Source organism: Caballeronia sp. S22 (assembly GCF_964261745.1).
Taxonomy (GTDB): Bacteria; Pseudomonadota; Gammaproteobacteria; order Burkholderiales; family Burkholderiaceae; genus Caballeronia; species Caballeronia jiangsuensis.
Genome location: NZ_OZ180035.1, coordinates 548,494 through 562,130 on the forward strand (window position 1 = coordinate 548,494; position 13,637 = coordinate 562,130).

At 64.3% G+C, this 13,637-nt stretch carries 11 protein-coding genes; all 11 read left to right on the plus strand.

What is annotated here, in order from left to right:
* Genes rsmH through ACEN42_RS02705 form a run of 11 tightly spaced genes read left to right on the plus strand, consistent with a single transcriptional unit; the run spans position 1 to position 13,627 of the window.
* A complete protein-coding gene (gene rsmH / locus ACEN42_RS02655) occupies positions 1–951 on the plus strand; it encodes a 16S rRNA (cytosine(1402)-N(4))-methyltransferase RsmH (RefSeq protein ID WP_187606109.1) in 951 nt (316 codons plus the stop codon).
* Positions 948–1,292 carry a cell division protein FtsL gene (gene ftsL, locus ACEN42_RS02660; RefSeq protein ID WP_035510177.1) on the plus strand — a complete coding sequence of 115 codons (345 nt, stop codon included), beginning with the start codon at positions 948–950 and terminating at the stop codon, positions 1,290–1,292. Before rsmH ends, ftsL begins: the two co-directional genes overlap by 4 nt.
* The gene (locus tag ACEN42_RS02665) at positions 1,289–3,145 is read left to right on the plus strand and encodes a penicillin-binding protein 2 (RefSeq protein ID WP_238288259.1); all 1,857 of its coding nucleotides are present in this window, start codon (positions 1,289–1,291) and stop codon (positions 3,143–3,145) included. The genes ftsL and ACEN42_RS02665 overlap by 4 nt, the downstream gene beginning before the upstream one ends.
* A complete protein-coding gene (locus ACEN42_RS02670) occupies positions 3,142–4,686 on the plus strand; it encodes a UDP-N-acetylmuramoyl-L-alanyl-D-glutamate--2,6-diaminopimelate ligase (RefSeq protein WP_371880563.1) in 1,545 nt (514 codons plus the stop codon). Before ACEN42_RS02665 ends, ACEN42_RS02670 begins: the two co-directional genes overlap by 4 nt.
* Positions 4,683–6,113, plus strand: coding sequence for a UDP-N-acetylmuramoyl-tripeptide--D-alanyl-D-alanine ligase (gene murF, locus ACEN42_RS02675; protein ID WP_371880564.1), 1,431 nt, complete (start codon positions 4,683–4,685; stop codon positions 6,111–6,113). Before ACEN42_RS02670 ends, murF begins: the two co-directional genes overlap by 4 nt.
* Positions 6,114–6,136: 23 nt before the next feature.
* Positions 6,137–7,306 (plus strand): phospho-N-acetylmuramoyl-pentapeptide-transferase, encoded by a 1,170-nt coding sequence (mraY, locus tag ACEN42_RS02680; protein WP_187606104.1) that lies wholly within the window; start codon positions 6,137–6,139, stop codon positions 7,304–7,306.
* A 46-nt stretch (positions 7,307–7,352) separates the two neighbouring features.
* A complete protein-coding gene (murD, locus tag ACEN42_RS02685; protein WP_371880565.1) occupies positions 7,353–8,864 on the plus strand; it encodes a UDP-N-acetylmuramoyl-L-alanine--D-glutamate ligase in 1,512 nt (503 codons plus the stop codon).
* Complete coding sequence (ftsW, locus tag ACEN42_RS02690) at positions 8,861–10,144, plus strand: putative lipid II flippase FtsW (protein ID WP_187606102.1); 1,284 nt, start codon at positions 8,861–8,863, stop codon at positions 10,142–10,144. Before murD ends, ftsW begins: the two co-directional genes overlap by 4 nt.
* Complete coding sequence (gene murG, locus ACEN42_RS02695) at positions 10,141–11,259, plus strand: undecaprenyldiphospho-muramoylpentapeptide beta-N-acetylglucosaminyltransferase (RefSeq protein ID WP_371880566.1); 1,119 nt, start codon at positions 10,141–10,143, stop codon at positions 11,257–11,259. Before ftsW ends, murG begins: the two co-directional genes overlap by 4 nt.
* Positions 11,260–12,660 carry a UDP-N-acetylmuramate--L-alanine ligase gene (gene murC, locus ACEN42_RS02700; RefSeq protein WP_187606100.1) on the plus strand — a complete coding sequence of 467 codons (1,401 nt, stop codon included), beginning with the start codon at positions 11,260–11,262 and terminating at the stop codon, positions 12,658–12,660.
* A gap of 25 nt (positions 12,661–12,685) precedes the next feature.
* On the plus strand, positions 12,686–13,627 hold the full coding sequence (locus ACEN42_RS02705; protein ID WP_035510201.1) for a D-alanine--D-alanine ligase: 942 nt from the start codon (positions 12,686–12,688) through the stop codon (positions 13,625–13,627).
* Positions 13,628–13,637: the final 10 nt, after the last annotated feature.

Below are 13,637 nucleotides of genomic sequence, written 5' to 3' on the forward strand. Positions count from 1 at the left end.
ATGGCGAAGTCGGGAAATGAGCTGCAGCACCGAACGGTGTTGCTGAACGAAGCGGTGGACGGGCTGATCACGCGCACGGACGGCATCTATATAGATGGCACGTTCGGGCGCGGCGGTCATAGTCGGGCGATCTTGCAGCAGTTGGGGGAAGCGGGGCAGCTCATCGCCTTCGACAAGGATCCTCTTGCAATCGCCACGGCGCAACAGATTCAAGACTCGCGTTTTTCGATCGTGCACGACAGCTTCGCGGCGTTGCGCGATGCGGCGAGCGAGCGTGGGATCGGGCGGGTGTCGGGCGTGTTGCTGGACCTTGGCGTGTCGTCGCCGCAGGTGGACGACCCGGAGCGCGGCTTCAGCTTCCGCGCAGAAGGTCCGCTCGACATGAGGATGGATCCGACTCGCGGCGAGTCGGCGGCTGAGTGGCTCGCACGGGCCACGGTGCAGGAAATCACGGAGGTCATCAGAGATTATGGGGAAGAACGGTTTGCTTTTCAGATTGCAAAGGCGCTTGTTGCTCGCCGGGCAGAGTCCGACCGTCTTGGGCCTCTCGACAGCACGAGCGAGCTTGCCGAAATCGTGGGTCACGTCGTCAAAACCCGTGAAAAGGGCAAGGACCCGGCAACTCGCACCTTTCAGGCTATACGGATTCACGTCAATCAAGAGCTTGCGGAGCTGCAGGTAGTACTTGAGTCGGCACTGGCATTGTTGGAGCAAGGGGGGCGGCTGGTCGTGATCAGCTTTCATTCACTCGAAGACCGGATCGTCAAGCGGTTCATGCAGGCGCACGCGAACGCGCCGGCGGTGGATCGTCGCTTGCCGATCCGTGCGGTCGATCTTCCCAGCCCGCCGCTGCGCGTGGTAGGACGCGTGTTTCCGAGTGATGCCGAAGTCGCCGACAATCCGCGCGCGCGGTCCGCTGTGATGCGTATCGCTGAGCGGATCGCGCCATGAACCGTCTCAATATCTTCCTGCTGATCATCGTGCTCGGGTGCGCGCTGTCGGTCGTCAGCTCCACCAATCAGCAGCGGGAGATATTCATCGACCTGCAGCGCGCGCAGTCGCAGGAGCGTCAGCTTCAGCAGGATTACGCGCAGTTGCAGTATCAGCAGAGCGCGCTTTCGAAGACGTCGCGCATCGAGCAGTTGGCCACTAACTCACTGAAAATGCAGCCCGTGACGACCGGCCGCACGCAATATCTCACCTACGACACGGCGACCGGCAAGGCCGCCGACGCACCCATGCCGCCGCCGCTGCCGGCGTCGGCGCCGCCTGCCCGCGGAGCCAAGCGATGAAAAAATCCGCGAAGCAGAAAGATATCGCTCATACGCCGAACCCGCTTCTCGCCGTGCGCCTGCCGATGTGGCGCTCGAAGTTCGTCGTGTTCCTGCTCTTCATGGCGTTCGTCGCGCTCGCCGCACGCGCGTTCTGGATTCAGGGTCCGGGCAACGCGTTCTTCAAAAAGCAGGGCGAGAGCCGCTATCAGCGCACGCTCGAAATGCCGGCGACGCGCGGCCAGATCCGCGACCGCAACGGCCTCGTGCTCGCGACGAGCCTGCCGGTGAAGGCCATCTGGGCGATTCCCGAAGCCGTGCCGAACGATCTCGGCGCGGACAAGTTCGCGCAATTGTCCAAACTGCTCGAAATGCCGGAAAAAGAGCTGCGCGCGAAGCTCTCGATGGACAAGACCTTCGTCTACGTGAAGCGCCAGGTGTCGCTCGAAGTCGCGCAGAAAGTCGCCGCGCTCGATATTCCCGGCATTTATTCGCGCGGCGAATACAAGCGCTTCTATCCGGAAGGCGAAATCACCGCGCACCTGATCGGCTTTACTAATATTGAAGACAAGGGCCAGGAAGGCGTCGAACTCGGCGACCAGAACGTCCTCGCCGGCACGCCGGGCATGCGTCGCGTCATCAAGGACCGCATGGGCCACATCGTCGAGGACGTCGACGAGCAGGTCGTGCCGCACAACGGCGCGGATGTCGAACTCTCGATCGACAGCAAGATTCAGTACATCGCGTACACGAACCTGAAGGCGGCCGTCGAGAAGTCGAAGGCGAAGGCAGGCGCGGCGATCGTGATCGACGTGAAAACGGGCGAGGTGCTCGCGCTCGTCAACTATCCCACTTACAACCCGAACGACCGCGCGCGCATGACGGGCGAGCAGTTGCGCAACCGCATTCTCACGGACACATTCGAGCCGGGCTCGATCATGAAGCCGTTCACTGTTTCGCTCGCGCTCGATCTGCACCGGGTGACGCCGAATACGCTCGTGGAAACGGGCGGCGGCGTGTTCGTGCTCGACGGCGCGCGCATCACGGACGATTCCGGGTTCGGCACGCTCACGGTCGGCGGCGTGATTCAGAAGTCGAGCAATATCGGCGCGACCAAAATTGCGATGCAATTGCGCCCCGAAGAAATGTGGAACATGTACACGAGCATCGGGCTCGGTCAGGCGCCGAAGGTCGGTTTTCCGGGCGCGGTGACGGGGCGTTTGCGGCCGTGGAAAAGCTGGAGGCGTATCGAGCAGGCGACGATGTCCTACGGCTACGGCTTGTCGGCGTCGCTATTCCAGCTCGCGCGCGCGTACACGGCGATCGCGAACGACGGCACCATCCTGCCGGTCTCGATTTTCCGCACGCCCGGCGATCAGCCGCCAATCGGTCAGCAGGTTTTCGCGCCCACAACTGCACGACAAGTGCGCGCGATGCTCGAAACCGTGACGGCGAAGGGCGGCACGTCGCCGGATGCGGCTGTTCCGGGTTATCGCGTCGGCGGCAAGTCGGGCACGGCGTACAAGCACGGCGGTCACGGCTACGACCATTCGAAGTACCGCGCATCGTTCGTCGGCATGGGGCCGATGCCGAATCCGCGCATCGTCGTGGCGGTATCGGTCGACGAACCGACGGTCGGCAGCCACTTCGGCGGTCAGGTGTCGGGTCCGGTGTTCTCGGGCATCGTCGGCGATACCTTGCGCGCGCTCAACGTGCCGCCCGACATGCCGGTCAAGCAGATGGTCGTGACGGACGACTCGAACTCCGCAGCACAACCGGCCGCCCAGCAGCCGGCGAACAGAAACAACGCGAACACCGCGAAGAAAGTGGCGGTGTCGAGCAACACGAAGACGCACCCGGGAGTCGTGCGATGAGCGCGCAAGCCCGACAGAGCAAGATGCAAAAGGACGTATCACATGCCGTTCAATGGCTGCGCGCGCACGCGCAGCCCGAGGCGCAACTGCACGCCGACACGCGCTCGCTCAAAAGCGGCGACGTGTTCCTCGCCTATGCGGTCGACGGTGCGGACAACCGCCCGTATCTCGACGCCGCGCTCGCCGCGGGCGCGGCTGCGGCGCTGTATCAGCCGGAGAAGTTCGCGGGCAAGCCCGATGCATCGAAGACGCTCGCCGTGAAGGCGCTGAACGAGCTCGCGGGCCCGATCGCGTCCGCGTGGTACGGCGAGCCCACGGCATCGATGCTGACCGTCGGCGTGACGGGCACGAACGGAAAGACCTCGTGCAGCCAGTGGATCGCCACGGCGTTGACGGCGCTCGGCCGTCCGTGCGCGATCGTCGGAACGCTCGGCATCGGCATGCCGGGCAAGCTCGTGCATAGCGGCTTCACTACGCCCGACGCGCCGCAATTGCAGCGCAATCTCGCGCAACTGAAGGTGCAGGGCGCGGAAGGCGTCGCGATGGAAGTGTCGTCGCACGCGCTGCATCAGGGCCGCGTGAATGGCGTCGATTTCGACATCGCCATTTTCACGAATCTCACGCAGGACCATCTCGACTATCACGTCACCTTCGACGCTTATGAAGCCGCGAAGGCGCGTCTGTTCTCGTGGCCGTCGCTCAAGACGGCGATCGTCAATCGCGACGATGCGGCGGGCCGGCGTCTGATCGAATCGTTGCGCGGCAACGTGCGCACGATTGCCTACGGCGTCGAAATGCCCGCCGATGCCGTGCCGAGCGCCGACGCGATGCTGCTCGCGACGCAAGTCCGCGCGACCGCGACGGGCACCGCGTTTCATCTGTCGTCCGACTGGGGCGAGGCCGATGTCGAAGTGGGCACGCTCGGCACGTTCAACGTGAGCAATCTGCTTTCCGTGCTCGGCGTGCTGCTCGAAGTCGGCGTACCGTTCGCCGCCGCCGTCGCGCGCATCGAGAAGCTCGAATCCGTCAACGGCCGTATGGAGCGTCTCGGCGGACGCGTTCAGAGCGATGAACCGCTCGTCGTGATCGACTACGCACACACGCCCGATGCGCTCGACAAAACGCTCAGCGCGCTGCGCCCGATCGCTCAGGCGCGCGGCGGCGAGCTCGTCTGCATGTTCGGCTGCGGCGGCGATCGCGATGCGACCAAGCGCCCGTTGATGGGCGCGATCGCGGAGCGCCTCGCTGATCAGGTCGTCATCACGAGCGACAACCCGCGCAGCGAAGACCCGCAAGCCATCATCGATCAGATCGCAGTCGGCATGACCGACGCCGCCAAGGCACGCCGTATCGAGGACCGCGCGAGCGCGATCCTGCAGGCGATCCGCTCGGCGGCACGCGAGGATGTCGTCGTGCTCGCGGGAAAAGGACACGAAGCGACGCAGGAAATCATGGGCAAGAAGCGCGCGTTCTCGGATCAGGATCACGCGAGGCTCGCACTTGCCGCACGCGCCACGCAACAGCGCGGAGGTGGCGAATGACGATGTTCACCTTGCGCGAAGCCGCCGCGATGATTCCCGGCGCCGTCCTGAAGAGCGATGAAAACGTGGTCATCGAGCGCATCGTCACGGACAGCCGCGGTGTTCAGGCCGGTGACCTGTTCGTCGCGGTGCGGGGCGATCGCTTCGATGCGCATGATTTCCTGGATCAGGTAGCGAAGAGCGGCGCGGCTGCGGCGCTCGTGTCACGCGACCCGAGCAACGTCGATGCCTGGCCGCTTCCTGTCATCAAGGTAAAGGACACGCGCGCCGCGCTCGGTGCGCTGGCGCACGGCTGGCGCAAGCGCTTCACGATGCCGCTCGTCGCTGTCACTGGCAGCAACGGCAAGACGACAGTCAAGGAGATGATCGCCTCGATCTTCGCGGCTGCGGTCGGCGAGGAATCGCGTCTCGCGACGGCTGGCAACTTCAATAACGACATCGGCTTGCCGCTCACGCTGTTCCGTCTGAATGCGTCGCACAAGCTAGCGGTGGTCGAACTCGGCATGAATCATCCGGGCGAAACGGAAGCGCTCGGCAAGATCGCCGCGCCGGACGTCGCCGTCGTCAACAATGCGCAGCGCGAGCATCAGGAGTTCATGGCGACGGTCGAAGCGGTCGCGCTCGAGCATGCGTCGGTGATTCACGCGCTCGGCGAAACAGGGACCGCCGTGTTCCCCGCCGACGATCAATACGCCGTCTTCTGGCGCACGGCCGCGACGGACAACGCAATCATCGACTTCGCGCTGACGGACGACGCGTCGAAAGCAGCCGTCACCGGCACGCTCGAAGGCACGACGGTGCGCATGCAGACGCCGCAAGGCGCGCTCGACGTCGCGTTGAGCGTGCTCGGCGAACACAACGCGCGCAATGCAATGGCCGCGACCGCTGCCGCGCTCGCCGCGGGCGTCTCGCTCGATGCGATCAAGCGCGGCCTCGAATCGTTTCAGCCGGTGAAGGGCCGCCTGCAGGTGAAGCGTGCGATCCTCGGCGCGCTCGCGGGTGCGACCGTCATCGACGACACGTACAACTCGAATCCCGATTCGATGCGCGCTGCAATTGACGTGCTCGCATCGCAGGCGGCGCCCCGCGTGCTCGTGATGGGCGACATGGGCGAGGTCGGCGAAGAAGGTCCGGCGTTTCATCGGGAAGTCGGCGCGTATGCAGCCGAGCGCGGCATCGATGCGCTCTTCGCGCTCGGCGCCGCCAGTGTCGATTCGGTGAACGCATTCAACGCGCAGGCATCGAAGCAAACCGCGCAGCATTTCGGTGACGTCACCGAAATGGTCGCGGGGCTCGAACGCGCAGGTTACGGCAACAACGCAACGTATCTCGCCAAAGGCTCGCGCTTCATGAAGATGGAGCGTGTGGTGGACGCCTTGACGACTCCACACCAACCCGCTGCGGGCAATGCGCCCGCGGCACATTGATTCACTGAAAGAGAAGGACCCGTATGCTACTCGCACTCGCGCAATGGCTTCAGAATGACGCCAGCTTCATGCGCGTGTTTACCTACATCACGTTCCGCGCCGTGGGAGCCACGGCGACGGCGCTTTTGATCGGCCTCGTTTGCGGCCCGTGGGTCATCCGCAAGCTGACCTCGCTCAAGGTCGGCCAGGCCGTGCGCAAAGATGGCCCGCAGACGCACCTCGTCAAGTCTGGCACGCCGACGATGGGCGGCGTGCTGATTCTCATCGGCATCGCGGTATCGACGCTGCTTTGGGCCGATCTCACGAACCGCTTCGTGTGGATCGTGATGCTCGTCACTTTCGGCTACGGCGTGATCGGCTGGGTGGATGACTATCGCAAGGTCGTGCATAAGGATCCGCGCGGCATGTCATCGCGCGAGAAGTATTTCTGGCAATCGGTGATCGGCATTTTCGCGGCCGTGTATCTCGCGTTCAGCGTCTCGGAGGCGAACAACGCGCGCGTGTTCGATCTCTTCATGGCGTGGGTGAAGAGCGGCCTGTCGATGGGCCTGCCCGCGCGCGCGGACCTGATGCTGCCGTTCCTCAAGTCGATCACCTATCCGCTCGGCGTGTGGGGCTTCATCGCGATGACGTATTTCGTGATCGTCGGTTCGAGCAACGCGGTGAATCTCACCGATGGCCTCGACGGTCTCGTCATCATGCCCGTCGTGCTCGTGGGTGCGTCGCTTGGCGCGTTCGCGTATGTGATGGGCAGCTCGGTCTACTCGAAATATCTGCTGTTCCCGCACATTCCCGGCGCAGGCGAACTTTTGATCTTTTGTTCCGCAATGGGAGGCGCGGGTCTCGCGTTTCTCTGGTACAACACGCACCCCGCGCAAGTCTTCATGGGCGATGTCGGCGCGCTCGCGCTCGGCGGCGCGCTCGGCACGATCGCGGTGATCGTCCGTCAGGAGATCGTGCTCTTCATCATGGGCGGCATCTTCGTCGCGGAAACGCTCTCCGTGATGTTGCAGGTCTTCTGGTTCAAGTTCACGAAGCGCCGCTACGGCGAAGGCCGACGCTTCTTCAAGATGGCGCCGCTGCATCACCACTACGAGTTGTCCGGCTGGACCGAGACGCAAGTGGTCGTGCGCTTCTGGATCATCACGTTGATGCTGTGTCTCTTCGGCTTGTCGACGCTCAAGTTGCGTTGATCTTTTTGCGTTTTCGCGGTTTCAGGTTTTTGGGAAAGGTAAAGCGATGTTTGGCGAGAAGTTTGTCGGTCGGCAAAGTCCGATGGTGCTCGTGCTGGGACTGGGTGAATCCGGTCTGGCGATGGCGCGCTGGTGCGCCAGGCACGGTTGCCGCCTGAAGATCGCCGACACGCGCGAAACGCCGCCGAATCTTTCCGAACTCGCGGTTCACAAGATCGATGCGGATTTCATCGGCGGCGCGTTCACGCCCGCTTTGCTCGATGGCGGCATCGAACTCGTCGCGATCAGTCCGGGGCTTTCGCCGCTCGCGCCCGATCTCGCGCCGTTGATCGCCGCAGCGAACGAACGCGGTATTCCCGTGTGGGGCGAACTCGAGCTCTTCGCGCAGGCGCTCGCCGGATTGAGCCTGAACGGTTACGCGCCGAAGGTCATCGCGATCACCGGCACCAACGGCAAGACCACGACCACCGCGCTCACCGGCCTTTTGTGCGAGCGTGCGGGCAAGTCGGTCGCGGTTGCGGGCAACATCAGCCCGTCGATGCTCGACAAGCTGACCGAAGCCATCGATCAAACCGCGCTTCCGGATGTCTGGGTGCTCGAACTGTCGAGCTTCCAGCTGGAAACCTCGCATACCTTCGCCCCGCACGCGGCCGCGGTGCTCAACATCACGCAGGATCATCTCGACTGGCACGGCGGCCTGGACGCGTATGCCGCCGCCAAGGGACGCATCTTCGGTCTGCGCACGACGCGCGTGCTGAACCGTGACGACGCCCGCACGATGGCGCTCGCGAAAAACATCGCGCAGGACCGCGTCGTGACGTTCGGGTTGAACGAGCCGTGTCATGTCGGCGATTATGGTTTGCTGCGCGACAACGGCATGACGTGGCTCGTCATCGGTGTCGATCGCGATGCCGCCGACGAACCCGCACCTTCGCGTCGTCGCAAGCAGGAATTCAGCGAGCCGAACGTCGTCTCTAAGCGGCTGATGCCGGTCGATGCACTGCGCATTCGCGGTCTCCATAACGCGGCGAACGCGCTTGCGGCGCTCGCGCTCGCGCGTGCGATCGATCTGCCGCTCGCCGCGCTGTTGCACGGCCTGCGCGAGTATCGCGGCGAGCCGCATCGCGTGGAAGTGATCGCGCAAATCGATGGCGTCGATTACGTCGACGACAGCAAGGGCACCAACGTCGGCGCGACGGTTGCAGCGCTCGATGGCCTCGCGCAACGCATCGTGCTGATCGCCGGCGGCGACGGCAAGGGCCAGGACTTTTCGCCGCTCGAAGCGCCTGTCGCACGCTGGGCGCGCGCGGTCATGCTGATCGGTCGCGACGCGCCGCGCATCCGCGAAACGCTCGCGTCTACAGGTGTCGTGCTCGAAGACCACGCGACGCTCGAAGCCGCGACGAACGCCGCTGCGCGCATCGCGGAAGCCGGCGACGCCGTGCTGCTCTCGCCCGCGTGCGCGAGCCTCGACATGTTCAAGAACTACGCACACCGCGCCGATGTGTTTCGCGGCGCGGTCGAAGAAATCGCCGCCGCGCGGGGAGTGATGCTATGAGCTGGTCGGACCGCTTCGGATCGAAACTCACGGGCCAGCGCAACGCGATGCCGGGCGACTCGCTCGCGGGCCGCTCGAATTCCGGCTCCGGCACGCGCGGCGGCATTTCGAGCGCGGTGAACGGCGTGCGCCCCGCGCGCTCGCGCATGCTCGACTACGACTATTCGCTGCTGTGGGTGATGATCTCGCTGCTCGGTCTGGGCATCGTGATGGTGTATTCGGCGTCCATCGCAATGCCGGATTCTCCGAAGTACGCGAGCTATCGGGACTATCACTTCCTCGTGCGCCACCTGGTCTCGATCACGACGGCGCTCGTCGGCGCGATCATCGCGTTCAAGATTCCGATCAAGACCTGGGAGAAGTACGCGCCGAAGCTGTTCCTCTTCGCGCTGGTGCTGCTCGTCATCGTGCTGATTCCGCACGTCGGCAAAGGCGTGAACGGCGCGCGCCGCTGGATTCCGCTCGGCATCACGAACATGCAGCCGTCGGAAATCATGAAGCTCGCGGTGACGATCTACGCCGCGAACTACACCGTGCGCAAGCAGGAATTCATGCACAGCTTCGGCAAGGGCTTTCTGCCGATGGCCGTCGCGGTCGGCGCTGTCGGCGCGTTGCTGCTGCTCGAACCCGACATGGGCGCGTTCATGGTGATCGCCGCCATCGCGATGGGCGTGCTGTTCCTCGGCGGCGTCAACGGCAAGCTGTTCGGCGGACTGGTGGCGACGGCGGTCGGCACGTTCACGCTGCTCGTGTGGGCATCGCCGTGGCGTCGCGAGCGGATCTTCGCTTACCTCGATCCGTGGGACGACCGTTACGCGCAAGGCAAGGCGTATCAGTTGACGCACTCGCTGATCGCGTTCGGACGCGGCGAGTGGCTCGGCGTCGGCCTCGGCGGGAGCGTCGAAAAGCTCAACTATCTTCCGGAAGCGCATACCGACTTCATTCTCGCGGTGATCGGCGAGGAGCTCGGATTCGTCGGCGTGATCTGCGTGATCCTGCTGTTTTACTGGATCGTGCGCCGCGCGTTCGAGATCGGCCGCCAGGCGCTCGCGCTCGATCGCACGTTCGCCGGTCTGATGGCGAAGGGCGTCGGCATCTGGTTCGGCGCGCAGACGTTCATCAACATGGGCGTGAATCTCGGCCTCCTGCCGACCAAAGGTCTCACGCTGCCGCTCGTCAGCTACGGCGGCTCGGGCATTTTGCTGAACTGCGTGGCGCTGGCTGTTTTGCTGCGCGTGGATTACGAGAACCGGGTGCTCATGCGCGGAGGAAAAGTATGACCGCGCAACGCGACCGCACCTTGATGGTGATGGCAGGCGGCACCGGGGGCCACGTGTTCCCGGGGCTCGCGGTCGCGCACTGGATGCAGGCGCACGGCTGGCGCGTGGTGTGGCTCGGCAATGCGAACGGCATGGAAGCGACGCTCGTGCCGAAGCATGGCATTCCGATGGAATACGTGCGCTTCGGCGGCGTGCGGGGCAAAGGCATCAAGACGAAGCTGATGCTGCCGGTGAATCTGCTGCGCGCGTGCTCGCAGAGTCTCGCCGCGCTGCGTCGCGTGAAGCCGGACGTCGTGCTCGGCATGGGCGGCTACATCACGTTTCCGGCGGGCATCATGACGAAGCTCGCGGGCTGCCCGCTCGTGCTGCACGAACAAAATTCGATCGCGGGACTCGCGAACAAGGTGCTCGCGCATCTCGCCAAACGCGTGCTCGTCGCGTTCCCGAATGCTCTGCCGAATGCCGAATGGACCGGCAATCCGATCCGCGCGGAACTAACGAGCGCGTTGCCACCCAAAGTACGCTACGCCGCGCGTTCCGGGCGTCTGAATGTGCTCGTCGTCGGCGGCAGTCTCGGCGCGGCCGCATTGAACGAAACCGTGCCGAAGGCGCTCGCGATGCTCTCTCCGGAAGAGCGTCCGCGCGTCGTTCATCAGGCGGGCGCGAAGCATATCGAAGCACTGGAAGCGAACTACGCGGCGGCAGGTCTCACACGCGGTGAAGACCTGCAACTCGTGCCGTTCATCGAGGACATGGCGCTCGCGTACGCATCGGCGGATCTCGTCATCTGCCGCTCGGGCGCAATGACGGTGTCGGAGATCGCCGCGGTCGGCGTTGCCGCGCTCTTCGTGCCGTTCCCGTTCGCCGTCGACGATCACCAGACGACCAACGGCGCCTTTCTCGCGAAGAACGGCGCGGCTGAATTGATACAACAACGCGATTTGTCGGCGCAGAAGCTCGCCGACTGGCTACGCGCACAGTCGCGCGCATCGCTCGAGCAAATGGCCGAGCGCTCGCGCGCACTCGCGAAACCGGACGCGACCGAGAAGGTCGCGAGCATATGCGCCGACGTGGCCGGCGCGCGTGTGAACGCGCAAGCTCGGGAGGCACATTAAATGAAACATATCGTCAAGCATATTCACTTCGTCGGGATTGGCGGCGCTGGCATGAGCGGCATCGCCGAGGTGCTCCTCAATCTCGGCTATCACGTGAGCGGTTCGGATCTCGCGAACGGCGCCGTGACCGAGCGGCTGCGTGCGCTCGGCGCGCGTGTCGAGATCGGCCATCACGAGCAGAACATCGAAGGCGCCAATGCTGTCGTCGTGTCGACGGCCGTGCGTTCCGACAATCCCGAAGTGCTCGCCGCGCGCCATCGCCGCGTGCCGATCGTGCCGCGCGCCGTGATGCTCGCGGAGCTGATGCGTCTGAAGCAGGGCATCGCGATCGCCGGTACGCACGGCAAGACCACGACGACTTCGCTCGTCGCAAGCGTGCTCGCCGCGGGCGGGCTCGATCCGACCTTCGTGATCGGCGGCCGCCTGAACAGCGCGGGCGCGAACGCGCGTCTCGGCACGGGCGATTTCATCGTCGCGGAAGCGGATGAATCGGACGCATCGTTCCTGAATCTCTTCCCGGTGATCGAAGTCATCACGAACATCGACGCCGATCACATGGACACCTACGGCCACGATTTCGCGCGGCTGAAGCAGGCGTTCATCGAGTTCACGCATCGTCTGCCGTTCTATGGCATAGCGGTGTTGTGCGTCGACGATCCGAACGTGCGCGAGATTCTGCCGTTCGTGTCGAAGCCGATCATTCGCTACGGCCTGGGCGCTGAAGCCGAAGTGCGCGCGGTGAACGTCGAGGCGCGCGATGGCCGCATGCATTTCACGACGCTGCGCGCGGATGCGCCGTCGCTCGACATCGTGCTGAATCTTCCGGGCACGCACAACGTGCAGAACGCGCTCGCGGCCATTGCAATCGCAACTGAACTCGAAGTCGCCGATGCCGATATCCAGCGTGCGCTCGCCGAATTCAACGGCGTGGGCCGGCGCTTCCAGCGTTACGGCGAAGTGAACGCGAGCACCGGCGAAGGCGCGTACACGCTGATCGACGATTACGGTCATCACCCGGTCGAAATGGCTGCGACGATCGCGGCGGCGCGCGGCGCCTTTCCCGATCGCCGTCTCGTTCTCGCGTTCCAGCCGCATCGCTATACGCGTACGCGCGATTGCTTCGAGGATTTCGTGAGAGTGCTGTCCACGGTCGATGCGCTCGTGCTCACCGATGTCTACGCGGCAGGCGAAGCGCCCATCGTCGCGGCGGACGGCCGGGCATTGGCGCGCGCGATTCGCGTCGCGGGCAAGGTGGAGCCGGTGTTCGTCGAAACGATCGACGAAGTGCCCGACGCGGTGACGACGATCGCGCGCAACGGCGATGTGGTGATCACAATGGGCGCGGGTTCCATCGGCGGTGTGTGCGGAAAGCTGGCCAATGTGGCCAACGGCCAGAACTGAAATGACAGACGTAACGAGCAATCAAGTGAATCAAATCGATCCGGCCGTGTTCGGCAAAGTCGCGGTGCTGCTCGGTGGAAATTCCGCCGAACGCGAGGTCTCGCTCAATTCCGGGCGCCTCGTGCTCGAAGGTCTGCGCGACGCAGGCATCGACGCGCATCCCTTCGATCCGGCCCGGCATCCGCTTTCGGATCTGAAGGCGCAAGGCTTCGTGCGCGCGTTCATCGCGCTGCATGGCGGCTACGGCGAGAACGGGCAACTGCAAGGCGCGCTGGATTTCTACGGCATCCGTTATACGGGCAGCGGCGTGCTCGGCTCGGCGCTCGGCATGGACAAGCTGCGCACGAAGCTCGTGTGGCAGCAGACCGGCATTCCGACGCCGCCGTTCGAAACCGTGTTCCGCGGCGAAGACTACGCGGCGCGTGCGCAGGACATCATCGCGAAGCTCGGGCTGCCGCTCTTCGTGAAGCCGGCAAGCGAAGGATCGAGTGTCGCGGTCATCAAGGTGAAGAGCGCGGAAACGCTCGTGCCCGCGCTCGCCGAAGCGGCGAACTTCGACAAGATCGTGATCGTCGAGAAAAGCATCGAAGGCGGCGGCGAGTTCACGTGCTGCATCGCGGGCGATCTCGACTTGCCGGTCATCAAGATCGTGCCGGCGGGCGAGTTCTACGACTACCACGCGAAGTACGTCGCCGACGACACGCAGTACCTGATTCCGTGCGGCCTGACCGAAGCCGAAGAAGCGCGCATGAAGCAACTGACCAAGCGCGCGTTCGAGATTCTCGGCTGCACCGACTGGGGCCGCGCCGACTTCATGCTCGACTCGGACGGCAACCCGTATTTCCTCGAAGTGAACACGGCGCCCGGCATGACCGATCACTCGCTGCCGCCGAAGGCCGCGCGCGCGGTCGGCATCAGCTACAAGGATCTCGTCGTGAAGGTGCTGTCGCTCACGCTGAAGAATTAGGTCGATCACA

What these genes read in the sequence shown, in the direction of transcription:
- rsmH (WP_187606109.1), top strand. Translation starts at nt 1, where the DNA reads ATGGCGAAGTCGGGAAATGAGCTGCAGCACCGAACGGTGTTGCTGAAC.
- ftsL (WP_035510177.1), top strand. Translation starts at nt 948, where the DNA reads ATGAACCGTCTCAATATCTTCCTGCTGATCATCGTGCTCGGGTGCGCG.
- ACEN42_RS02665 (WP_238288259.1), top strand. Translation starts at nt 1,289, where the DNA reads ATGAAAAAATCCGCGAAGCAGAAAGATATCGCTCATACGCCGAACCCG.
- ACEN42_RS02670 (WP_371880563.1), top strand. Translation starts at nt 3,142, where the DNA reads ATGAGCGCGCAAGCCCGACAGAGCAAGATGCAAAAGGACGTATCACAT.
- murF (WP_371880564.1), top strand. Translation starts at nt 4,683, where the DNA reads ATGACGATGTTCACCTTGCGCGAAGCCGCCGCGATGATTCCCGGCGCC.
- mraY (WP_187606104.1), top strand. Translation starts at nt 6,137, where the DNA reads ATGCTACTCGCACTCGCGCAATGGCTTCAGAATGACGCCAGCTTCATG.
- murD (WP_371880565.1), top strand. Translation starts at nt 7,353, where the DNA reads ATGTTTGGCGAGAAGTTTGTCGGTCGGCAAAGTCCGATGGTGCTCGTG.
- ftsW (WP_187606102.1), top strand. Translation starts at nt 8,861, where the DNA reads ATGAGCTGGTCGGACCGCTTCGGATCGAAACTCACGGGCCAGCGCAAC.
- murG (WP_371880566.1), top strand. Translation starts at nt 10,141, where the DNA reads ATGACCGCGCAACGCGACCGCACCTTGATGGTGATGGCAGGCGGCACC.
- murC (WP_187606100.1), top strand. Translation starts at nt 11,260, where the DNA reads ATGAAACATATCGTCAAGCATATTCACTTCGTCGGGATTGGCGGCGCT.